At 60.6% G+C, this 19,857-nt stretch carries 23 protein-coding genes and 1 tRNA gene; 11 read left to right on the forward strand and 13 right to left on the reverse strand.

The features are described from left to right. The first annotated feature begins 205 nt into the window (after nucleotides 1–205). The 7 genes from AC1RO0_RS24985 (at nucleotide 206) to AC1RO0_RS25015 (ending at nucleotide 5,793) form a co-directional block, all read left to right on the forward strand. Nucleotides 206–625 (forward strand): pilus assembly protein N-terminal domain-containing protein, encoded by a 420-nt coding sequence (locus AC1RO0_RS24985; RefSeq protein ID WP_498595276.1) that lies wholly within the window; start codon nucleotides 206–208, stop codon nucleotides 623–625. Between the two features lie 158 nt (nucleotides 626–783). Further along, on the forward strand, nucleotides 784–1,401 hold the full coding sequence (locus AC1RO0_RS24990) for a TadE/TadG family type IV pilus assembly protein (RefSeq protein WP_498595277.1): 618 nt from the start codon (nucleotides 784–786) through the stop codon (nucleotides 1,399–1,401). A gap of 14 nt (nucleotides 1,402–1,415) precedes the next feature. Then, entirely contained in the window at nucleotides 1,416–1,994 is a 579-nt protein-coding gene (locus tag AC1RO0_RS24995) for a TadE/TadG family type IV pilus assembly protein (RefSeq protein WP_498595278.1), read from the forward strand. A 136-nt stretch (nucleotides 1,995–2,130) separates the two neighbouring features. Further along, a complete protein-coding gene (locus tag AC1RO0_RS25000; RefSeq protein WP_498595279.1) occupies nucleotides 2,131–3,351 on the forward strand; it encodes a phosphopentomutase in 1,221 nt (406 codons plus the stop codon). Further along, on the forward strand, nucleotides 3,348–4,319 hold the full coding sequence (locus AC1RO0_RS25005; RefSeq protein WP_498595280.1) for an adenosine deaminase: 972 nt from the start codon (nucleotides 3,348–3,350) through the stop codon (nucleotides 4,317–4,319). Before AC1RO0_RS25000 ends, AC1RO0_RS25005 begins: the two co-directional genes overlap by 4 nt. Before the next feature lie 169 nt (nucleotides 4,320–4,488). Beyond that, nucleotides 4,489–5,118 carry a uracil phosphoribosyltransferase gene (gene upp, locus AC1RO0_RS25010; RefSeq protein WP_498595281.1) on the forward strand — a complete coding sequence of 210 codons (630 nt, stop codon included), beginning with the start codon at nucleotides 4,489–4,491 and terminating at the stop codon, nucleotides 5,116–5,118. 147 nt (nucleotides 5,119–5,265) lie between these two features. Beyond that, nucleotides 5,266–5,793: a TIGR02281 family clan AA aspartic protease gene (locus AC1RO0_RS25015; protein WP_498595368.1), complete on the forward strand. Its 528-nt coding sequence runs from the start codon at nucleotides 5,266–5,268 to the stop codon at nucleotides 5,791–5,793. A 7-nt stretch (nucleotides 5,794–5,800) separates the two neighbouring features. Here AC1RO0_RS25015 and deoA read toward each other — a convergent pair whose 3' ends face one another. The 8 genes from deoA to AC1RO0_RS25055 form a co-directional block, all read right to left on the reverse strand. Continuing rightward, complete coding sequence (gene deoA, locus AC1RO0_RS25020) at nucleotides 5,801–7,108, reverse strand: thymidine phosphorylase (RefSeq protein ID WP_498595282.1); 1,308 nt, start codon at nucleotides 7,106–7,108, stop codon at nucleotides 5,801–5,803. Between the two features lie 4 nt (nucleotides 7,109–7,112). Next, nucleotides 7,113–7,886, reverse strand: a complete 774-nt coding sequence (gene deoC / locus AC1RO0_RS25025; RefSeq protein WP_498595283.1) for a deoxyribose-phosphate aldolase — start codon at nucleotides 7,884–7,886, stop codon at nucleotides 7,113–7,115. 2 nt (nucleotides 7,887–7,888) lie between these two features. Further along, nucleotides 7,889–8,689 carry a purine-nucleoside phosphorylase gene (locus AC1RO0_RS25030; protein WP_498595284.1) on the reverse strand — a complete coding sequence of 267 codons (801 nt, stop codon included), beginning with the start codon at nucleotides 8,687–8,689 and terminating at the stop codon, nucleotides 7,889–7,891. Beyond that, nucleotides 8,686–9,078, reverse strand: coding sequence for a cytidine deaminase (locus AC1RO0_RS25035; protein WP_498595285.1), 393 nt, complete (start codon nucleotides 9,076–9,078; stop codon nucleotides 8,686–8,688). The genes AC1RO0_RS25030 and AC1RO0_RS25035 overlap by 4 nt, the downstream gene beginning before the upstream one ends. Before the next feature lie 3 nt (nucleotides 9,079–9,081). Then, complete coding sequence (locus AC1RO0_RS25040; protein WP_498595286.1) at nucleotides 9,082–10,053, reverse strand: ABC transporter permease; 972 nt, start codon at nucleotides 10,051–10,053, stop codon at nucleotides 9,082–9,084. A 9-nt stretch (nucleotides 10,054–10,062) separates the two neighbouring features. Continuing rightward, nucleotides 10,063–11,166 carry an ABC transporter permease gene (locus AC1RO0_RS25045; RefSeq protein WP_498595287.1) on the reverse strand — a complete coding sequence of 368 codons (1,104 nt, stop codon included), beginning with the start codon at nucleotides 11,164–11,166 and terminating at the stop codon, nucleotides 10,063–10,065. Between the two features lie 7 nt (nucleotides 11,167–11,173). After that, nucleotides 11,174–12,685, reverse strand: a complete 1,512-nt coding sequence (locus tag AC1RO0_RS25050; RefSeq protein ID WP_498595288.1) for an ABC transporter ATP-binding protein — start codon at nucleotides 12,683–12,685, stop codon at nucleotides 11,174–11,176. A gap of 80 nt (nucleotides 12,686–12,765) precedes the next feature. Next, nucleotides 12,766–13,761, reverse strand: coding sequence for a BMP family lipoprotein (locus AC1RO0_RS25055; protein WP_498595289.1), 996 nt, complete (start codon nucleotides 13,759–13,761; stop codon nucleotides 12,766–12,768). A gap of 59 nt (nucleotides 13,762–13,820) precedes the next feature. On the opposite strand from AC1RO0_RS25055, the gene AC1RO0_RS25060 reads away from it, so the two are divergent. Then, nucleotides 13,821–14,150 carry a hypothetical protein gene (locus AC1RO0_RS25060; protein ID WP_498595290.1) on the forward strand — a complete coding sequence of 110 codons (330 nt, stop codon included), beginning with the start codon at nucleotides 13,821–13,823 and terminating at the stop codon, nucleotides 14,148–14,150. Here the strand turns inward: AC1RO0_RS25060 and AC1RO0_RS25065 are convergent. Beyond that, nucleotides 14,111–14,428: a hypothetical protein gene (locus tag AC1RO0_RS25065; protein ID WP_007702897.1), complete on the reverse strand. Its 318-nt coding sequence runs from the start codon at nucleotides 14,426–14,428 to the stop codon at nucleotides 14,111–14,113. The genes AC1RO0_RS25060 and AC1RO0_RS25065 overlap by 40 nt on opposite strands. Before the next feature lie 234 nt (nucleotides 14,429–14,662). On the opposite strand from AC1RO0_RS25065, the gene AC1RO0_RS25070 reads away from it, so the two are divergent. After that, nucleotides 14,663–14,752 (forward strand) — tRNA-Ser (locus tag AC1RO0_RS25070). Between the two features lie 111 nt (nucleotides 14,753–14,863). On the opposite strand, the gene AC1RO0_RS25075 is transcribed toward AC1RO0_RS25070, so the two are convergent. Continuing rightward, on the reverse strand, nucleotides 14,864–15,490 hold the full coding sequence (locus tag AC1RO0_RS25075; RefSeq protein ID WP_498595291.1) for a TetR/AcrR family transcriptional regulator: 627 nt from the start codon (nucleotides 15,488–15,490) through the stop codon (nucleotides 14,864–14,866). A gap of 96 nt (nucleotides 15,491–15,586) precedes the next feature. On the opposite strand from AC1RO0_RS25075, the gene AC1RO0_RS25080 reads away from it, so the two are divergent. Beyond that, nucleotides 15,587–16,315 (forward strand): NIPSNAP family protein, encoded by a 729-nt coding sequence (locus AC1RO0_RS25080; RefSeq protein WP_498595292.1) that lies wholly within the window; start codon nucleotides 15,587–15,589, stop codon nucleotides 16,313–16,315. A gap of 104 nt (nucleotides 16,316–16,419) precedes the next feature. Here AC1RO0_RS25080 and AC1RO0_RS25085 read toward each other — a convergent pair whose 3' ends face one another. Both AC1RO0_RS25085 and AC1RO0_RS25090 read right to left on the reverse strand, forming a co-directional pair. Further along, nucleotides 16,420–17,007, reverse strand: a complete 588-nt coding sequence (locus AC1RO0_RS25085; RefSeq protein ID WP_498595293.1) for an isochorismatase family protein — start codon at nucleotides 17,005–17,007, stop codon at nucleotides 16,420–16,422. A gap of 54 nt (nucleotides 17,008–17,061) precedes the next feature. Beyond that, entirely contained in the window at nucleotides 17,062–17,979 is a 918-nt protein-coding gene (locus AC1RO0_RS25090; protein ID WP_498595294.1) for a LysR family transcriptional regulator, read from the reverse strand. A gap of 136 nt (nucleotides 17,980–18,115) precedes the next feature. On the opposite strand from AC1RO0_RS25090, the gene AC1RO0_RS25095 reads away from it, so the two are divergent. Continuing rightward, a complete protein-coding gene (locus AC1RO0_RS25095) occupies nucleotides 18,116–19,222 on the forward strand; it encodes an aldo/keto reductase (protein WP_498595295.1) in 1,107 nt (368 codons plus the stop codon). Nucleotides 19,223–19,308: 86 nt separating this feature from the next. On the opposite strand, the gene AC1RO0_RS25100 is transcribed toward AC1RO0_RS25095, so the two are convergent. Next, nucleotides 19,309–19,767 (reverse strand): winged helix-turn-helix transcriptional regulator, encoded by a 459-nt coding sequence (locus tag AC1RO0_RS25100; RefSeq protein WP_498595296.1) that lies wholly within the window; start codon nucleotides 19,765–19,767, stop codon nucleotides 19,309–19,311. Nucleotides 19,768–19,857: the final 90 nt, after the last annotated feature.

Below are 19,857 nucleotides of genomic sequence, written 5' to 3' on the forward strand. Positions count from 1 at the left end.
CAAAGTTTAGAGCTTAATATATTAGCATTATATATTTCATGTGCCGAAATATTGCATGCTTGACGCGAGAATCCCGAAATGAGCATCAAAACGGCCATACCTGCCCCGTAATAGCGGCAATGACTGCACTCTTAATTGTTCATTCACCCTTCTTTCTCATTCTAATCAGGAATTGTTTCCGCCATCAATTTCATGAGGCCAGACCATGCCAATCCGCGGCAGAACCGCATTTCTTGCCGGCGTCGCCGCCATGGCAAGCCTGATGCCGCAGCTTTCGCGCGCCGCCGATGACGGCATGCTGCGTGTCTATATGGATCACGCGCGCGTGCTGAAGCTCGATCGTCCCGTCAGCAAGGTCATCGTTGGCAATGCGCAGGTCGCCGACGCGACCGTGGCGGATCCGAAGACGATCGTGCTCACCGGCCGCAGTTTCGGTACCACGAACATCGTCCTGCTCGATGCCGACGGCAACGCCATCGTCGACGAGCGGATCCTGGTCTCGATCGACGAGGGCAATACGGTGCGTGTCTTCCGCCAGACGGACCGTTCGGTGCTATCCTGCACACCCAATTGCGAGCAGCATGCCCAGCAAAACAACAATGCCGCGGCCGCCGCCAGCCAGTAAGGCCGGCATCTCGTCCTCATTTCCATTCAATTATACTGTATAAGCCAAGACTTTTCTGAATAATGTGCGCTTCCTCTAAATATGGAGGGAGAAGAGAAACGGATTGTCAAGGAAGCCGCCCTAGTCTCGCCACGATTCAAATCGCTGCGGATTCCGTTATGACGCCAGACGACGTTCTTCTTGGAGACAAGGCCTTTGCACCGCGGCGTACGAAGAGGGGCCTGCGTGCGTTCGGGCGCGCCCGCGACGGCGCCGCCGCCATCGAATTCGCGCTGCTGGCCATCCCCTATTTCATGATCATCTTCGCGATCCTGGAAACCTTCGTCGCCTTCATTGCCGAACAGGTGGTTTCCAACGCCGTCGATACGCTGTCGCGCCAGGTCAGGACCGGGCAGATCACCGCGGCCAATACGACCGGTCAGCAATTCCGCCAGGCCTTTTGCAACGAGATCTCGGTGCTCATCGCCTGCTCGGCGGCTGAACTGGCAACCCCGACGAACCTCTATCTCGACGTCAAAAGCTATTCGACCTTCGCCGACATGCCGACGACGATCCCGCGTGTCTCGTCCGATCCCTATTCAGACCTCAATACCACGGGCTTTTCATTCGCTCCCGGCGGCACCGGGACCATCAACATGGTGCGCGCCTATTATCGCTGGCAAATCATTGTCGATCTGCTGCGACCCTATCTGACCAACATCCACCCATCCGACGGCTCGATGCCGAGCACCTATCTCATCGTCGCAACGGGTGCCTTCCAGAACGAGAACTATTGATGAGGCGGCGAGAGATGGTAGGACAGACGCTGGCGGCAAGGCTTTGCACACGCCTGCGGCATTTCACCCGCGACGAGCGCGGCGTCGGTGCGATCGAATTCGCCATTCTCTTTCCGGTGCTGCTGATGCTCTATCTCGGCGCCTTCGAAATCACCGTCGGCCTCAGCGTCGAAAAACGCACAAGCCGGGCGGCCGGATCCATTGCCGATATCCTGACCCAGAAAACGAGCACCACCAAGGCGGAACTGGCCACGATGCCCTCCGTCGCCGGTGCCATTTTCACACCCTATGCCACCACCGGCCTGACGCTGAAGGTCACGGGAATCCAGATCGACGCCGGAAGCAGCGCCACCGTGGCCTGGTCCTGGGCGCAGGACGGCAGCAAGCCCTATACGGCCGGCAGCGCCGTCACCGTACCCAGCGACCTCAAACTGCCCAGTTCGTTTCTGGTCCGCACAGAACTTGCCGTTCCCTATCAGATGCTCAGTTTCGGCTCGGATTTCCTGCCCGCCGGCAGCAATCAGATCACCATCAGCCGCTCCTATTTTTATCGCCCGCGTGGAGTAGACCCGATCACCTGCAGCGATTGTTAAGCGGGACGGCTTTTCACCGGTTGCGGCAGTCCCCATTTAGCGAGAAAATTGCCAAGTTCACGCCTGCGTTATATGGGTGACGTCCCATGCGCCTGACATGAAATGTCGCGCGCTGAGCAATCTTATCGGGTGACCCATGGCGCGCGCATTTCTCTTCGTTCTGGACTCCTTTGGCGTCGGCGGCAGCCCAGATGCTGCGGCCTATGGCGACGAGGGTGCCGATACGCTCGGTCACATCGCCGAATTCTGCGCGGCGGGCGCTGCCGACCGCGAAGGCCTGCGCTCCGGCCCGCTGTCGCTGCCGATCATGTCGGGCCTCGGGCTGCTGGAAATCGCCAAGGCGGCGACGGGCAGCTATCCTCTAGGCATGCCGTTGCCGCAGAAGCTTTATGGGCTCTATGGCTGCGCCAACGAGATCTCGCGCGGCAAGGATACGCCGTCGGGCCATTGGGAAATCGCCGGCACGCCGGTCACGTTCGACTGGGGCTATTTCCCCACCGAAGGCGACGCCTTTCCGCCGGAACTGGTGGAGGCGATCTGCAAGGCGGCCGATCTCCCCGGCATTCTCGGCAATTGCCATGCGTCCGGAACAGAGATCATCGCCAAATACGGCGAAGAGCATATCCGCAGCGGCAAGCCGATCTGCTATACGTCGTCGGATTCAGTCTTCCAGATCGCCGCGCATGAGCAGCATTTCGGCCTCGAACGGCTGATCTCCTTCTGTCAGATCGTCCGCACCCTGCTCGACCCCTATAATATCGGCCGCGTCATCGCTCGCCCCTTCATCGGCGAGACGCCGGCGAGTTTCGAGCGCACCGGCAACCGCCGCGATTTCTCCGTGCTGCCGCCGGAGCCGACCCTGCTCGACCGGCTGGTCGCGGCCGAACGCAAGGTGCATGCGGTCGGCAAGATCGGCGATATCTTCGCCCATCAGGGCATCTCCAGGATCGTCAAGGCCAACGGCAACATGAAGCTGATGGACGCGACGCTGAAGACGATGGACGAAGCGGCCGACGGCGATCTCGTCTTCACCAATTTCGTCGATTTCGACATGGTCTACGGCCATCGCCGCGACGTGGCCGGCTATGCGGCGGCACTCGAGGCCTTCGATGCGCGGCTGCCGGAGGTGCACAGGAAGCTGAAGCCCGGTGATCTCCTCATCCTGACGGCCGATCACGGCTGCGACCCGACCTGGCGCGGCACCGATCATACGCGCGAGCGGGTGCCCATCATCGCCTACGAACTCGGCATCCGCTCGCGTCCGATCGGCGTCCGCCAGACCTATGCCGATATCGGCGAAACCGTTGCGCGCCATTTGGGAATTGCGGCAGGGCCGCATGGAAGGAGTTTTCTGTGACATCGCATTTGAAGAAGGTCGAGCTGCACTGCCATCTGGAAGGTGCGGCTCCCCCGGCGCTGACGCTCGCGCAAGCGCGGAAATACAATGTCGATACCAGCGCCTTCCTGCGCGACGGCGTCTATCTCTGGAAGGATTTTGCCGAATTCATCCTGTGCTATGACAAGGTTGCGGGGGTCTACCGGACCCAGGAAGACTACGCGCTGCTGACCGAGACCTATCTCGAAGAACTTTCCGACATCGGTACGATCTATAGCGAGTTGATCGTCTCGCCCGACCACGGCGACCGCATCGGCCTTGGCGCCGACGCCTATATGGACGGCGTCTCGGCCGGTATCCGTGCCGCCAAGGAAAAGAGTGGCATCGAGGCCCGGCTGATCGTCACCGGCGAGCGCCATTTCGGGCCGGAGCGTGTCATCAAGGCCGCCGAATACGCCGCCAGAAGCAACAATCCGCTGATCACCGGTTTCAATATGGCCGGCGAAGAACGCATGGGCCGTGTCGCCGATTATGCCCGCGCTTTCGACATCGCTCGCGAGGCCGGCCTCGGATTGACCATCCATGCCGGCGAAGTCTGCGGCGCCTTCAGCGTCGCCGATGCGGTCGAACTGGTCCGCCCGGCACGGATCGGCCATGGCGTCCGCGCCATCGAGGATGCCGATCTGGTCAAACGCCTTGCAGATCTTGGCACGGTGCTGGAGGTCTGCCCCGGCTCCAACATCGCCCTCAACGTCTTCCCGGATTTCCCCTCGCACCCGCTGCGCAAGCTGCGCGACGCCGGCGTGCGCGTCACCATCAGTTCCGACGACCCACCCTTCTTTCACACCTCGCTGGAACGAGAATATGAACTGGCGTCGACAGCTTTCGGTTTCAGTGACGACGAGATCAACGTAATGACCCGGACGGCGATCGAAGCGGCGTTTGTGGACGAGGCGACACGGGCGGCGTTGCTGGCAAAATTGGGTTAGCCAGGGAATCGGGATTGAAATCTATCTCATGCGGATCGAACGCGCACGCCCGCTGTCCGCGGCATGAGTTTGGGGATGAAATCAGGCCTTTCGCCCTATTTCCTTGCACCAGAGACAATTTCCGTGAAAGAAACATCTCACATCACGGAATTACTGGAAGGCTGAAACCATGGACGGCGTCACTGTCATCGATCACCCGCTTGTGCAACACAAGCTCACAATCATGCGCAAGAAGGAGACGTCGACGGGGAGCTTTCGCCGGCTGCTGCGCGAGATTTCGACGCTGCTCTGTTACGAGGTGACGCGCGATCTGGAAATGACGATGGAGACCATCGAGACGCCGATCCAGTCGATGGAATCGCCGATCCTCGAAGGCAAGAAGCTGGTCTTCGCCTCTATCCTGCGCGCCGGCAACGGCCTGCTCGAAGGCATGCTGGATCTGGTTCCCTCCGCCCGCGTCTCGCATATCGGCGTCTACCGCGACCATGAGACGCTGCAGCCGGTCGAATATTACTTCAAGGCGCCGGAGGATATTGCCGAGCGCCTGATCATCGTCGTCGACCCGATGCTCGCCACCGGCAATTCCTCGATTGCCGCTATCGACAAGCTGAAAGAGCGCGGCGCCCATAATATCCGGTTCCTCTGCCTGCTCGCTGCCCCAGAAGGCCTTGCCAATTTCCGCGCGGCGCACCCGGACGTACCGGTCTTCACCGCGGCGATCGATAGCCATCTGAATGAACTGGGCTATATCGTCCCCGGCCTCGGCGATGCCGGCGACCGCATGTACGGCACGAAATAACTTCAGCCGTTCTCCTTGCTTTTTGCCCGGCAGCGTCCAACTGCCGGGCTTTTTATTGATCTGTTTAGTGGCCTGTCAGCAAAGCTGATTTAAATGATGGGGATCGATGGGCTCGACATTGTGCGCCCATGGGAAGGGTCTCCGCCGATGCTCGTTCGCGTGCTTGTCTTTGCCGGTATCATCGCCGTGGCGGCCACGCAGGTGCCGTCACTGCTGAACATTCAGATCGTCGTCGACAAAAGTTCGGCGCCCATGGTCATTTCCCCTCCCGCAGGACAGCAGGTCTCGGTGGTGAGCCTGTCGCATGGCAGCGTCCTGCTGCCCGCCGGTGCAGGCGGTCACTACCAGGGCGACTTCAAGATCAACGGCCGGCCGGTGCAGGGCATGATCGATACGGGCGCGACCTATGTGGCGATCAATGAGAGCACGGCGCGCCGTCTTGGTATCAGCGGCAGCGACCTCGATTATCGCTACACCACCCAGACCGCCAACGGCACGTCCAAGGTGGCGCTGGTCAAGCTCGATCGTCTTGAGATCGGCACGATCAGGGTCCGTGATGTCGAGGCTGTGGTCTCGAAGGATGGCGCATTGAACACCACGCTGATCGGCATGAGCTTCCTGAAAAAACTGAATTCCTACGGCGTCGAAAACGGCTCGCTGCGCCTGACGCAGTAACCTGCCGTCAGATCCGCGAGACGATCACCGGCGGCAAAACGGGAGCGGCAGCCGCGATACGGTAGTTTGCGGCGAGATCAGCTGCAGCTTTTTCGGCGCTTGCCTGATCAGCCGCGTGAACGGTGGCGATGCGATCGCCTTTGCTCACCTTCGTTCCGAGCGGCAGGATATCGCTGAAGCCGACGCGATGGTCGATCTTGTCCTGCGGACGACGGCGGCCACCGCCGAGATCGATAACACCCATGCCGATAGCGCGGGCATCGCAGGCTGTAAGCCAGCCGTGCGATGCGGCAAGAACCGACTTTTGCACCGGCGCCACAGCGAGATATTTAGCCGGATTCTCCAAAAGATCCGCAGGACCGCCAAGGCCGTGGACCATACGGCCGAACAGTTCGGCGGCCTTGCCGGAAGCAAGCGCATTGCGCGCGCTGGCTTCGGCCTCGGCAAGCGTCTTCGCGACCCCCGCCTGCGTCAGCATCTCGGCCGCGAAGGCCAATACGACCGTCTCGAGCCGCGTGCCTGCCTTGCCGCCCTTCAGGAAATCCAGACAATTGCGAAGCTCGACGACATTGCCGGCGGCGTCCGCCAGCGGCTGGTTCATGTCGGTGATCAGCGCTGAGGTCTTCACCCCCGCCCCGTTCGCCACCTCGACCAGGGATCGGGCCAGCGTCTCGGCGTCTTCCGGTGAGGTCATGAAGGCACCGCTGCCGATCTTGACGTCAAGCACCAACGTTTCCAGCCCGGCCGCCAGCTTCTTCGACAGGATCGAGGCGGTGATCAGCGGTACGGAATCGACGGTGGCGGTGACATCGCGCACCGCATAGAGCTTGCCGTCGGCGGGCGCCAGGGCGCCGGTCTGACCGATGATAGCGCAGCCCACTTCGTCCACCACCTTGCGGAAACGCGCCGCGTCCGGAGTGATGCCGTAGCCGGGTATGGATTCCAGTTTGTCGAGCGTACCACCGGTATGGCCGAGGCCACGGCCAGAGATCATAGGAACAGCAAGGCCACAAGCAGCGGCGATCGGAGCCAGCATCAACGAGACATTGTCACCGACGCCGCCTGTCGAATGCTTGTCGGCGATCGGCCTGCCGATGCCTACCCAAGAGAGCGTGTCGCCGGAACGAGCCATGGCGAGCGTCAGCGCCACGGTCTCTTCGCGCGTCATGCCGCGAAACCAGACGGCCATGGCAAAAGCGCCGATCTGGCTCTCGGCCAATTCGCCGCGCGCCAGCGCTCCGATGAAGCTGTCGATATCGGTGGCTGAAAGAACGCCGCCGTTTCGCTTCTGCCGGATGATCTCCTGCGGGATCATGGCTTCAATAGCCTGACGACGCTGTCTTGGATTGTCCGCCGGCCAGCACGCCGAGGATATCGTCGAGCAGGCTCGAGGCGCCGAAACGGAAGGTCGAGGGCATGGCCCAGTCTGGCGCCATGATGGTCTCGGCAAGGCTCAGATAGAGCGCCGCGTCGGCAACGGAGCCGATACCGCCGGCCGGCTTGAAACCGACTTTCCTGCCGCTGTCGCGGATCGCCCGCAGCATGATGTCGGCCGCTTCGAGCGTCGCGTTGACGGCGACCTTGCCGGTGGAGGTCTTGATGAAATCGGAGCCGGCCTCGATCGCCAGTTCGGAGGCGCGCTTGATCAGCGCCACGTCCTTGAGTTCCCCGGTTTCGAGGATGGTCTTCAAGATCACCGGTCCGGTGCATTCGGCCTTGATGGCCGTGACCATGTCGGTGACGGCCTGCTCGTTGCCGGCAAGCAGCGCGTGATAGGGAATGACAAGATCGATCTCGTCGGCACCGTCAGCGATCGCCTCGCGCGCCTCGGCGGCAACGTCGGCCACTTCCATGTCGCCGGCCGGGAAATTCACCACGGTCGCGATCTTCACCGCATGGTCGGTGCCGAGGATGCCGCGCGCCTGGGCGACGAAACGCGGCCAGATGCAGATGGCGGCGGTGTTGCCATAGGGCGATTGCGCCCGTTCGCAGAGCGTCTCGATCTGGGCCGGCGTGCAATCATCCTTGAGGTTGGTGAGATCGAGAAGGGAAAGCGCAACGGCCGCCGTTTCTCTCAGGGAATGGCTCGTCATTGTCAGTTTCCTCCGTCCGCAATCATTTCTGTCAGGATAGCCGCGAGACGGGCGCCGCCGACCGGAGCCATGTCCTTGGTCTCCTCATGCGTCAGCTCGGCGCCGGTCATGCCAGCACCATAGTTAGTGATGACGGAGGCGGCGGCAACCCTTAGGCCGAAAAGACGCGCCAGAATGACCTCCGGCACCGTCGACATGCCAACGGCATCGGCGCCGAGAATGCGCGCCATGCGGATTTCCGCCGGCGTCTCGAAGCTTGGGCCGGAGAACCACATGTAGACACCATGCGAGAGCTTGATCTCGGCCTTTTCCGCCGCCTTGCGCATCTGCATGATGAGATCGCTGTCATAGGCGCTGGTCATGCCGACGAAACGCTTGTCGCTTTCCTCGCCGATCAGCGGGTTCATGCCCGAATAATTGATGTGGTCGGTGATCTGCATCACCGATCCCGGCGGCATTTCCTCGCGCAGCGACCCGGCCGAGTTGGTCAGGATCAGCGTGTCAACGCCGAGAGCCTTCAGGGTCTCGATCGGCACGCGCATGGCGTTGGCGTCGCCCTTTTCATAGTAATGCACGCGGCCGGACAGCATGATAACCGGGACGTTGCCGAGACGGCCCGCGACCAGCGTGCCGGCATGACCGGAAACGGCGCTGACGGGAAAGCCCGGAATCTCCGCATAGGGAACGCGCACGGCATCCTGCACTTGATCGACGAGCGACCCCAGGCCGGAACCGAGGACGATACCATGACGCGGCTGGAGATCGCCGAGCTTTGCGGCCAGGATATCGACGGCGGCGGTCATCCCAGTAACTCGGTTTCGAAGCTGAAGGGCAGCAATTCGTCCATGGTCATCGTCTTCCTCACGCCGGTTTCGTCGCAAAGATAGATGCGTGTTTCCCTGCTGGCAAATTCGGCGATCTTCTGCCGGCAACCGCCGCAGGGCGGGCAGAGCGGCAGCTTCTCGGCGATGACGGCCATTTCGACGATCTTCTTGGCGCCGCTCATGATCATGTGGCTGATCGCGGTCGGCTCGGCGCACCAGCCCTGCGGGAAAGACAGGTTCTCGATATTGGCACCGGCATAGATCTTGCCGTCCTCGGCGCGGATCGCCGCGCCGACGGGGAATTTCGAATAGGGGGCATGAGCAAAGGCCATCGCCCCGCGGGCGGCCTCGAACAGATCGTGCGACATGAACTAGCGCTCCTTGGTATAGGGCACGCCACCGGCCTTAGGCGGTTTGGCGACGCCGATGAAGCCTGCGAGCAGGATGCAGGTGAGGATATAGGGCAGCGCCTGGAAAATCTGCACCGGCACCTCGCCGATGCCGGGCACCGACTTGCCCTGCATGAAATTGGAGAAGGCATCGAGGAAGCCGAAGAGCAGGCAGGACAGCATCACCGGCACCGGCTTCCATTTGGCGAAGATCAGCGCGGCCAGCGCGATATAGCCCTTGCCGGCCGACATGTTGGCGATAAAGCCGGCCGACTGGGCAATGGCGAGATAGGTGCCGGAGAAGCCGCAGAGAATGCCGGCGCAGATCAGCGAGCGATAGCGCAGCCACGAGACCGAAATGCCGGCCGTGTCGACGGCACCGGGATTTTCACCGACGGCGCGCAGGCGCAGGCCAAATCGCGTCCGGTACAAAATCCACCAGGAAATCGGCACGGCGAGGAAGGCTATATAGGTGAGGATATTGTTGCCGGAAATGACATTGGCGTAGAGTGGTCCGATGATCGGCACGCCGCGCATCGCATCGGCACCGGGCAGGATGATCGGCACAAAGCGCGCATCCGCGCCAAGCTGCGGCGTCCGTCCGCCCTGGCCAAACCAGGCCTGGCCAAGCACGACGGTCAATCCGGCGATCAGAAAGTTGATCGCAACACCGGAGACAATCTGATTGCCACGGTTGGTGATCGAGGTGAAGCCATGAAGCAGGCCGAATATGACGGAGACGACGATACCCGCGCCCAGCCCCGCCCAGGCCGATCCGGTGAACGTAGCCATGCACGCGGCAGCGAATGCGGCCGCCAGCATCTTGCCTTCAAGACCGATATCGAAGACGCCGGCACGCTCGGAAAACAGGCCGGCAAGCGCCGTAAAGATCAGGGGAATCGACAGACGGATGGTCGAACCGAGCACGCTGATCAGGATGTCATAATAATCCATGGTCGATCCTCACGCCCTGCCGAACAATTGATAGATACGCACGAATGTCGGACGCAGCATGTATTCGAGCGCACCAACGAACAAGATAACCAGTCCCTGTATCAGCGCGATCATGTCGCGGTTGATCGCCGGCATATCGAAGGAAACGCTGTCGCCTCCCTGGTAGAGAATGCCGAACAGAATGGCCGCCAGGATAATGCCGAACGGGTGATTACGCCCCATCAGCGATACGGCGATGCCGACAAAGCCGGCGCCGGCAACGAATTCAACCCCAAGACGGGCCTGCGCCCCCATGACGGGGTTCAGTGCCATCATCCCGGCAAGACCGCCCGATATCAGCATGGCGATGATGACGGTACGTGCATAGGGAATGCCGGCATAGACGGCAGCAGTCGGGCTAAGGCCGAGCGTACGCATCTCATAGCCGAGTTTGGTGCGCCAGATGAGCAACCAGACGAGGAAGCACATCACCAATGCAATCAGGAACGAGACGTTGAGCGGTGCGGCACCAATCGACGAGCCGAACATGCTGATCAGCCAATCGAGCTTCGGCAGCTGGCCGCCCTCAAGAAAGGTGCGGCTTTCCGCAGCCTGTTTTCCCGGCACGATCAGGACGTGCGACAGCAGAAAAACCATCAGCGGCGCGCCGATGAAATTGAACATGATGGTCGTGATGACGATATGGCTGCCGCGCTTGGCTTGCATCCAAGCCGGAATAAAGGCCCAGGCAGCACCGAAAAGCGCAGCGCCGATCATCGCAAACGGCATGGTCACATACCACGGCACATATCTGTCCAGTGACAGCGCCACCAAGGCCGCGCCAAGACCGCCAATATAGGCCTGGCCTTCAGAGCCGATGTTGAAGAGACCGGCATGAATGGCGACCGCCACCGACAGGCCGGTGAAGATAAAGCTGGTCGCATAAAACAGCGTGAAGCTGATGGACGCACCGTCGCCGAGCGCGCCCTGCACCAGCGAAACAAAAGCATCGAATGGATTTTGACCAATGAACCAGATGACAAGGCCGGACACGAAAAGCGCCAACAGCAGATTGATCAGCGGGATCAGGCCGTAATTGATCCAATTGGGGAGTGGAACGGAAGCGGTACTCATCAAGGCCTCACGCGGCAATTCCGGCCATCATCAGGCCGAGTGTCTGTTCACCGGCGTCAGCCGTTTTTTCGCCGACGACATGGCCGGCGAACATGACGAGGATTCGGTCCGACAACGCGCGGATTTCATCCAGCTCCACCGAAACCAGCAGGATAGCCTTGCCGGCGTCACGCATCTCGATGATGCGGCGATGGATGAATTCGATGGCGCCGATATCGACGCCGCGCGTCGGCTGGCCGATCAGCAGGGCCTTCGGATCGCGCTCGATCTCGCGGGCGACGACGATCTTTTGCTGGTTGCCGCCGGAGAAATTGGCGGTCTTCAGGCGGGCATTCGGCGGGCGGATGTCGTATTTCTCGATCTTCTCGATCGCATCCTTGCGCATGGCGTCGAGATCGAGCATGCCGGCCCTGCCGTATTTGGGGTCACGGTGATAGCCGAGCATCGAATTCTCATATTCCTCGAACTTAAGGACGAGGCCCATGTGATGGCGGTCTTCCGGGATATGGGCAAGGCCGAGGTCGCGCAGGGCCGCCGGGTCGGCGGTGCCGATCGGCTTGCCATGCAGACAGATCTCGCCCGAGGCCGGCTTGCGGATGCCGGCGATCGCCTCCAACAGCTCGGACTGGCCGTTGCCGGCCACGCCGGCAATGCCGACGATCTCGCCGGCGCGCACATCGAAGGAGACATTGTCGACCATGGTGACGCCGCGGCCGTCCTTGACAGTCAGGTTACGCACGGAGAGGACGACATCGCCCGGATGGGCGGAGCCCTTCTCGACGCGCAGCAGCACGCGGCGGCCAACCATCAGCTCGGCCAGCTCTTCGACGGTGGTTTCAGCGGTCTTGCGGGTGGCGACCATTTCGCCGCGGCGCATGACCGACACCGTATCGGTGATCGCCATGATCTCGCGCAGCTTATGGGTAATGAGGAGGATCGTCTTGCCCTGGTCGCGCAGCACGCGCAGGATCCGGAACAGGTTATCGGCTTCGGCGGGCGTCAACACGCCGGTCGGCTCATCGAGGATGAGGATCTCGGCGCCGCGATACATGGCCTTCAGGATCTCGACGCGCTGTTGCTGGCCGACGGGAAGCTCTTCGATCAAGGCGTCGGGATCGACGTCCAGGCCGTAATCCGTCTCCAGCCTGTCAAGCTCGGCGCGGGCCGCGGCAACGCCCTTGGCCAGAAGGGCTCCGCCTTCGGCACCGAGCATGATGTTTTCCAGCACGGAGAAATTATCGACCAGCATGAAATGCTGGTGCACCATGCCGATGCCGGCGGCGATGGCCGTCTGGCTGTCACGGATGGCGATGGGATTGCCGTTGATGCGGATCTCGCCGCTATCGGCCTGATAGAAGCCGTAGATAATCGACATCAGAGTCGACTTCCCGGCACCGTTTTCACCGATGATCCCGTGGATCGAACCCTTGGAAACGGTCAGGTTGATGTCTTTATTGGCATGGACGGCACCGAACTTCTTGTCGATGCCCACAAGTTCGATGGCAGGCAATTGGCTCACTACACGGCTCCAGAAATCAGAATTCCGGATAAGAAAAGGGCGTATGACGTTTTGATGCCGTCATACGCCCTAATTTCATATCAGCTCTTCGGGCAGGCGTTATCGGTCGTGTAGTCGTGCACCTTGACCGTGCCGGCAATGATGTCGGCGGTCGCCTTGTCGACGGCAGACTTGATTTCCGGCGTGACGAGCGGCTTGTTGTTGTCGTCCAGGGCGACGCCGACGCCTTCTTCCTTGAGGCCGAGTTCCTGCGTGCCGGGGGTGAACTTGCCGGCCTTGGAGTCGCTGAAGGCATTGTAGACGGCGAGATCGACGCGCTTGACGACGGAGGTCAGAACCGAACCCGGATGCAGGTAGTTCTGGTTCGAGTCGACGCCGACGGAGAGCTTCTTGTTGTCAGCAGCCGTCTGTAGCACGCCGAGGCCGGTGGCGCCGGCAGCCGCGTAGATCACGTCTGCGCCCTGGTCGATCTGGTTCTTGGTGAGCTCGCCGCCGCGAACCGGGTCGTTCCAGGCAGCGCCGGTCGTGCCGGCCATGTTCTGGAAGACTTCGATCTTCGGATTGGCGGCGCGGGCGCCCAGTTCGTAGCCGCATTCGAACTTGCGGATCAGCGGAATGTCCATGCCGCCGACGAAACCGATCTTGCCGGACTTCGAAGACAGAGCGGCCATAACGCCGGCGAGGTACGAACCCTCATTTTCCTTGAACTTGACGGAGCGGACGTTCGGCAGATCGAGGCTGTCGTCGATCAGAACGAATTCGGTCTTCGGATATTCGGCTGCAACCTTCTGGAGAGCGGAAGTCCAGGCGAAGGAAACGGCAATAACCGGGTTGAAACCCTTGCTGGCGAAGTTGCGCAGCGCCTGTTCGCCCTGGGTGTCGCCGGTCGGCTCGAAGTCGCGATAGGCGATGCCGGTTTCCTTCTTGAACTTTTCGGCGCCGTTATAGGCCGCTTCGTTGAAGGACTTGTCGAACTTGCCGCCGGTGCCGTAGACGATCGCCGGCTTGATGTCGGCCGCAAGCGCCGTTGCCGACATGGCAGCCAAGGCGAAAAGCGTCAAAAGGGATTTTTTCATGAGTTGCAGCCCTGTTGTTTCTATCTTGTTGGGTCCTCCCGCAAGCCCGTTGACCGGACATGTCTGCGGAACCGCCGGCCTCCCCCGAGGCCAAGCTGGCGCGCATCCTTGCATGGCTGCACGAAAAATTCACCAGAAATTTTTCAGTTGGTAAAGATTTGTGGGAATTGCCAAAAGCCCGCTCAAAGGGGCTGTTTTTTGGACAATTCCGCTCTCGAACTGCGATTTTATTAGCCAACCAGGCGGCAATGGAAGGCGATAACAGCCGCGCCGATGTGCCTCCGGACATCGCCAAATTGCATAGCCGGACCGGTTTTCAAAGCATGATATCGCGGAAGAACAGCCGGTCTCAGACGCTGAAACGGCCCGCAACCGGCGGCTTCTTGTAGGCAACCATCCACAATAGCAGCGAGAGCACCAGGAAGACCGCGAAAGCCGGCTGGAACAGCAGCCATTGCATGGCCATGTCGTAGAGGCGCGGATGAATATAATAGGAGATCAGCGACTGGACGCTCGCGAGCGAGGACGGGCTGACGTCCTTCCAGGCATCCCCCATCGGCGTCATGACCACGGCGGAGGCCGCAACCGACTGGATGGAATCGATGGTCCCGGCAACCACCGCAACCACGAGCGCGACGAGGCTGGCAAAACGCAACAGGAAACGCATGAACTCCTCCCGATACTCAATTATCCTCGGCCATATACGCTTGGCCGGTTGCATTCTTTTTCCGTCCTTTTCCTTAGATAAGTTGGGAATGAGACAAGTGCAATGGAGGAGAAGCGCATAGTTTTCTGCCAAGAAGTCAAAAAACTGTCAGATTTGGGTTGATCCTGGAAAATTCATCGGTATATATCGCGCCGTTCCCACAATAGCTCCTTCATCGGATGCGAAAGTGCAGATGGACAGGTGGCCGAGTGGTTTAAGGCGCACGCCTGGAACGCGTGTGTGCGTGAAAGCGTACCGTGGGTTCGAATCCCACCTTGTCCGCCATCTCTATCGATTGCGCGATAATTTCCCCATTGCCATTGTTGGCTCGCCGAAGCATGTGAAAAGCTGAGAGATCAATCAGCGCCGGGATCGCCTTGACCTGAAAAACGCGCCTTAACTGGCAAACGTTACTGGGCAATATTTCAGCGCCAGAAGAGCTGCCAACTCCGCCCTGGATTCGACGAGCGCACCAACATCCTGGCGTGCTTTTGCCATCGCCATGGCGCCGGAATAGATGGCGATTACCAGCGTCGCGAGACTGCTTGGCTCGATGTTGCTGGCGCGTCCCGATGCCAGATCCGCCTGAAACTTTGCGGACAATGCCTCCTGCCAGGCAGCGAAAATATCGCCGAGGGCAAGGCGCATTTCCGGATCATGAGGGGAGACGTCCATCGCCATGTTGTTGAGCGGACAGCCGGAAACCGAGCCCTTGTGCGCCAGTTCGCCGATGATATCCCCGAAAATCAGATCGATGGCGGCCGGCGCGTCGACACATCTATCCAGCGGCTCGATCCACGTCTGCCGAACAGCGTGGCTCACCCGATCGCGGATAACCGCCAGCCCTAGTTCGCGCTTTACCGGAAAATGATGCGCCATCGCCCCGCCGGACACCGAAGCCTTTTCACGGATCTCCAGCATACCGGTTGCGATGTAACCCTGCCTGACGAAGGCATCATAGGCCGTGTCGACGATCCGGCGACGTACACCCTCAGGGTCATTGGTTCTTCTGTTTCCGATCATGCAACTCCTGCCAATTTTTCAAGAGAATAGCATCTTGACAAAACAGGTCAATCATCCTCTTTTTAAAACAGGATGATTGACCTGTTAGGAGGAAGCATGGAATCCCACGCCGTATTTGAACTTCGCCGCTACCGGTTACTCCCCGGGGGCCGGGAACCATTGATTGACCTGTTCGACAGGGAATTCGTTGAACCGCAGGAAGAGCTGGGCATGCGTGTCGAGGCCGAGTTTCGCGACCTTGGGGATCCCAATGCTTTCGTCTGGGTGCGCTCCTTCCGGGACATGGAAGCGCGAACGGAGGCGCTCCAATCCTTTTATTCGGGACCGATCTGGAAAAAGCACGGGCCAGACGCAAACGCCACGATGCTCAACTCGGACAACGTGCTGCTGCTGAAATCGGCGGGCGCCATGCAACCCTTCGCGCGTAATCGACTGAGAAAACAGGAGACGGAACGGCCCGAAACGGGAGGCATCGTCATTGCGAATACGTGCTCGCTGGCGCCAGCGACAGAGGATGATTTCGCGCGGTTCTTTTTCGATCGCGCACTCCCAATCATCCAGGATGCTGGCGCTCGGGTTGATGCCGCGTTTGTCACGGAGCAAAGCCCGAACGGTTTTCGGAGGCTCCCGGTTCGCGAGGGCGAGACCGTCTTCGTTTGGTTCGAGTGCCACGAGGACGAGGCAGGCGTGTCGCGCTACCGGGAGCGTCTGCGCCGGAATGCCGATTGGACGAACGAAATTTATCCGCGCATGGACAGTCTGTGCTGGCGTGAGATCGAGGTGGTGCGCTTGGCACCGACGTCGCGGTCGCTTTGTGCCTGGTGATTGGACTTAGCCATTTGTCCGCTTGCTTACCAACTTCCGCTCACCAGCTCTAGGGCATTCCATTCCTTGATCGTCAAAGGTAATGGCAAGATCGGCCGCCTGCATCATGATCCGGTCTCTTTGCGCGCAACGAAGCGAACCTCGCCCGCTGACGCGCAAATCCTGATCTCGTCCCCAAGCGACCATTCCGCCGCCCTCGCCGCCATCGCCGCGGGCACACTCTCCGATCCGGGACCGGCAGGGACATCATAGGTGGCATGCGCGTCATGCGGCAGGAGCACACGATAGCCAAGCCGCATGGCTTCGCGCGCCGTTGCCGCCACGCACATTTCGGACAACACACCGCAGATCGCCACACTGCGGACGTCAAGTGCCGAGAGAATCTCGTCAAGATCCGTGCCGTCGAATCCGTCGTCCTGCTCCTTCCTCACCACCGTCTCGTGCGATCGGGGCGGAAAGTACAGCGACCAACCCGGTTGGGACGGCTCGTCCACCGCACCCGGCGGACCATCGTTCTGAAGGAAGATTACCGGTGCGCCGGCGGATCGGGCCGCTACGAGTAAAACCTCCACCATCACGACAAGCCTGGCATGTTCGGGCACCGCATCCGGTCCCGTTACGAAGGCATTCTGCACATCGATCACGATCAGGGCGTCAACCGCCTCGACTTGGCTTGCTTGCATCTTGTCCATCGATCGGTCGGCTCATCGGCGCTTTTTGATAGTATTGGGTAGTTGTGGTGCCGGTCATATCTCCGCAAGAGGGACAGCACGGCCGATACTCCGGGCGGTGTCGATGAACGCTCTGAGTTTCGGCGCGAGCTCGGCGCGGCGTGGGAAATAGAGAAAGAGGCCGTCCTCCGTGACCGCATAAGGTTCCAGCACCTGAATGAGCCGGCCGGCGGCAATATCGGCCGTTACCAGGGGCTCGAACACATAGGCGAGGCCAACGCCGGCCAGCGCCAGCTCGACGGCCGAGTGCGATTCCGTGACGATCGCCGAACCCCTGACCGCCACGGCCACATCACGGCCATCCTGTACCAGGTCCCACTGATAGAGTCCGCCGGAACGGATGAGCCGGTAGCCGATGCAATTATGCTGCGAAAGATCCGTGAGATTCATCGGGCGACCGCGGCTGCCGATATAGTCCGGTGAGGCGACGACGATGGACCGGAACGGTGGCGTCAGCCGCACCGCCACCATGTCCTGCGCGATCATCTCACCAACGCGGATGCCGGCATCGAAGCCCTCGGAGACGATATCGGTGAGGCGCTCATCGGAGAATATCTCGACCTCGACATCGGGATAGCGCTCAGCCATCGCGGCGACGATCGGGGTTACGGCAAGCGGCAGGCTAATTCGCGCGGCGTTGATCCGGAGCAGGCCGCTGGGCCGTCCCTTGACCGAACGGATGCGCTCCATTCGCTCGTAAATATCCTGCAAGGCCGGCGCCAGCGTGCCGACGAGGTTCTTGCCCGCATCCGTGAGCGCAACACTACGCGTGGTGCGGGCAAATAGCGGCTGGCCCAACCGCTCCTCCACCAGCCGCACCGCATGGCTGACCGCCGACGGGCTCATTCCGAGCTCGGAGGCAGCGGCGGCAAAGCCACCGCGTCGCGCCACGGCGACGATAACCGGGAGATGGACAAGCAGATCGCGATCCATTCATGCATGATATCGCACACTGCATGCAAAATAAACAATCTTATCGAATAGAGGCATTTTGCGCATCTTACGCTGGCGAACCGCGACGCAGGAAAACCTACCGAGCGCACAAGATCGACAAGCGAGGATCAAACCCATGGGCATGACCTATTACACACTCGGCAATAGTGGCCTAAAGGTGCCGCAGCTTGCGCTGGGGACCATGACCTTCGGCACGGAATGGGGCTGGGGTGCCGACAAGGGCACCGCACGCGCCATGTTCAATGCCTATGTCGAGGCCGGGGGCAATTTCTTCGACACCGCCGATGCCTATACCGGCGGGACATCGGAAGCGTGGCTGGGCGAATTCATCGCCGAGCGCGGCCTGCGTGACGAGGCCGTGATCGCCACCAAGTTCAGCATGAATATCGCCGGCAACAATCCGAACACCGCCGGCAATGGCCGCAAGAACATCTTGCGCGCGGTCGAAGGTTCGCTGAAGCGGCTGAACACCGACCATATCGATCTCTATTTGCTGCATTGCTGGGACCGGCTGACGCCGCCCGAAGAGGTCATGCGTACGCTCGACGATCTCGTCCGCGCCGGTAAAGTGCGGCATGTCGGTCTTTCCGACGTGCCAGTATGGCATGCCAGCCGCGCACAGGCAGTGGCCGAACACCGGGGCTATGAACCAGTCTCGGCGCTGCAAATGGAATATTCGCTGGCGGAGCGCAATATCGAGCAGGAGTTCATCCCCTTCGGCACCCGCTATGGTGCCGGCATCATGGTGTGGAGCCCGCTGGCAAGCGGTTTCTTAAGCGGGAAATACCAGACCGGTTCCAAGGAGCAAATGAGCGGGCGGCTCGAGACCATGCGCGGCACAAGCAATCCCGGCTTCCAGAAATTCACCGAGCGAAACTGGGTGATCGTCGCCGAGCTTGAAAAAGTGTCAGTCGAGCTTGGCCGCAGCATGGCGCAGGTGGCCGTGAACTGGGTGATGACGCAACCGGGTGTGGCTTCAGTCATCCTCGGCGCCACCAGACTGGACCAGCTCAAGGACAATCTCGCAGCCATGGAGTTCGATATCCCGCCCGAACTGCGCCGCCGTCTCGACGAGGTGAGCGCCCTGCCGCCGACATTCCCCTATTCCTTCTTCGGTTCGGAAATCCAGGGAGGTCTGACGGGCGGAAAAACGGTCGGCTACAAGCCTGGGGGCTATTTTCCCGACCTGACACTGTCGGGAAGTTTTGCGGGGGTGAGCTGACGGGCTTTTGTGGACTTCATAGACGCGCACGGAAGACGACCAACAAGAATATGCGAGAGTCAAAGGTCGGCTGACGGTCTGACCTATCAATCCTCGTCCGTGACGGGCACCTTCAGAATGAGCGCCTTGTCGGCGGTGATTGCGTTGCCGTCATCCGTGCGGACATCGAGGCGGATGGGCCGGCCGGTGTCGCGTTCGACGAGCTTTGAATGCGGCTCGCCCGGCTCGAACAGATAGCGCTCTCCCCATTGCCGCAGCGCCACCATGACCGGGAAGAGATCGCGGCCCATATCGGTCAGATGATATTCCTGATGCGCGCCGCCATTGGGCGCCGGAACCGAGGTGAGAATACCGCGCTCGACGAGCGTGCGCAGCCGCTGGGCCAGGATGTTCTTGGCGATGCCGAGACTCCTCTGGAATTCGCCGAAGCGCGTCAGCCCGTCGAAGGCGTCGCGGACGATGAGCAGTGACCACCAGTCGCCGATCGCATCCAGCGATCGCGCGCTCGGGCAGTAATTTCCGCTAAGGCTCTTCCGGGCAACCATGCGTCTTCCTTCGATAGATATCGGTTGCATTATAAAACCGATCCGCTATTGATCAAATGGTTTCATTATAAAACCAAATCAATGGAGGAG

It is taken from the genome of Rhizobium sp. GW821-FHT14E12, assembly GCF_058803745.1.

What these genes read in the sequence shown, in the direction of transcription:
- AC1RO0_RS24985 (WP_498595276.1), top strand. Translation starts at nt 206, where the DNA reads ATGCCAATCCGCGGCAGAACCGCATTTCTTGCCGGCGTCGCCGCCATG.
- AC1RO0_RS24990 (WP_498595277.1), top strand. Translation starts at nt 784, where the DNA reads ATGACGCCAGACGACGTTCTTCTTGGAGACAAGGCCTTTGCACCGCGG.
- AC1RO0_RS24995 (WP_498595278.1), top strand. Translation starts at nt 1,416, where the DNA reads ATGGTAGGACAGACGCTGGCGGCAAGGCTTTGCACACGCCTGCGGCAT.
- AC1RO0_RS25000 (WP_498595279.1), top strand. Translation starts at nt 2,131, where the DNA reads ATGGCGCGCGCATTTCTCTTCGTTCTGGACTCCTTTGGCGTCGGCGGC.
- upp (WP_498595281.1), top strand. Translation starts at nt 4,489, where the DNA reads ATGGACGGCGTCACTGTCATCGATCACCCGCTTGTGCAACACAAGCTC.
- AC1RO0_RS25015 (WP_498595368.1), top strand. Translation starts at nt 5,266, where the DNA reads ATGCTCGTTCGCGTGCTTGTCTTTGCCGGTATCATCGCCGTGGCGGCC.
- deoA (WP_498595282.1), bottom strand. Translation starts at nt 7,108, where the DNA reads ATGATCCCGCAGGAGATCATCCGGCAGAAGCGAAACGGCGGCGTTCTT.
- deoC (WP_498595283.1), bottom strand. Translation starts at nt 7,886, where the DNA reads ATGACGAGCCATTCCCTGAGAGAAACGGCGGCCGTTGCGCTTTCCCTT.
- AC1RO0_RS25030 (WP_498595284.1), bottom strand. Translation starts at nt 8,689, where the DNA reads ATGACCGCCGCCGTCGATATCCTGGCCGCAAAGCTCGGCGATCTCCAG.
- AC1RO0_RS25035 (WP_498595285.1), bottom strand. Translation starts at nt 9,078, where the DNA reads ATGTCGCACGATCTGTTCGAGGCCGCCCGCGGGGCGATGGCCTTTGCT.
- AC1RO0_RS25040 (WP_498595286.1), bottom strand. Translation starts at nt 10,053, where the DNA reads ATGGATTATTATGACATCCTGATCAGCGTGCTCGGTTCGACCATCCGT.
- AC1RO0_RS25045 (WP_498595287.1), bottom strand. Translation starts at nt 11,166, where the DNA reads ATGAGTACCGCTTCCGTTCCACTCCCCAATTGGATCAATTACGGCCTG.
- AC1RO0_RS25055 (WP_498595289.1), bottom strand. Translation starts at nt 13,761, where the DNA reads ATGAAAAAATCCCTTTTGACGCTTTTCGCCTTGGCTGCCATGTCGGCA.
- AC1RO0_RS25060 (WP_498595290.1), top strand. Translation starts at nt 13,821, where the DNA reads ATGTCTGCGGAACCGCCGGCCTCCCCCGAGGCCAAGCTGGCGCGCATC.
- AC1RO0_RS25065 (WP_007702897.1), bottom strand. Translation starts at nt 14,428, where the DNA reads ATGCGTTTCCTGTTGCGTTTTGCCAGCCTCGTCGCGCTCGTGGTTGCG.
- AC1RO0_RS25075 (WP_498595291.1), bottom strand. Translation starts at nt 15,490, where the DNA reads ATGATCGGAAACAGAAGAACCAATGACCCTGAGGGTGTACGTCGCCGG.
- AC1RO0_RS25080 (WP_498595292.1), top strand. Translation starts at nt 15,587, where the DNA reads ATGGAATCCCACGCCGTATTTGAACTTCGCCGCTACCGGTTACTCCCC.
- AC1RO0_RS25085 (WP_498595293.1), bottom strand. Translation starts at nt 17,007, where the DNA reads ATGGACAAGATGCAAGCAAGCCAAGTCGAGGCGGTTGACGCCCTGATC.
- AC1RO0_RS25090 (WP_498595294.1), bottom strand. Translation starts at nt 17,979, where the DNA reads ATGGATCGCGATCTGCTTGTCCATCTCCCGGTTATCGTCGCCGTGGCG.
- AC1RO0_RS25095 (WP_498595295.1), top strand. Translation starts at nt 18,116, where the DNA reads ATGGGCATGACCTATTACACACTCGGCAATAGTGGCCTAAAGGTGCCG.
- AC1RO0_RS25100 (WP_498595296.1), bottom strand. Translation starts at nt 19,767, where the DNA reads ATGGTTGCCCGGAAGAGCCTTAGCGGAAATTACTGCCCGAGCGCGCGA.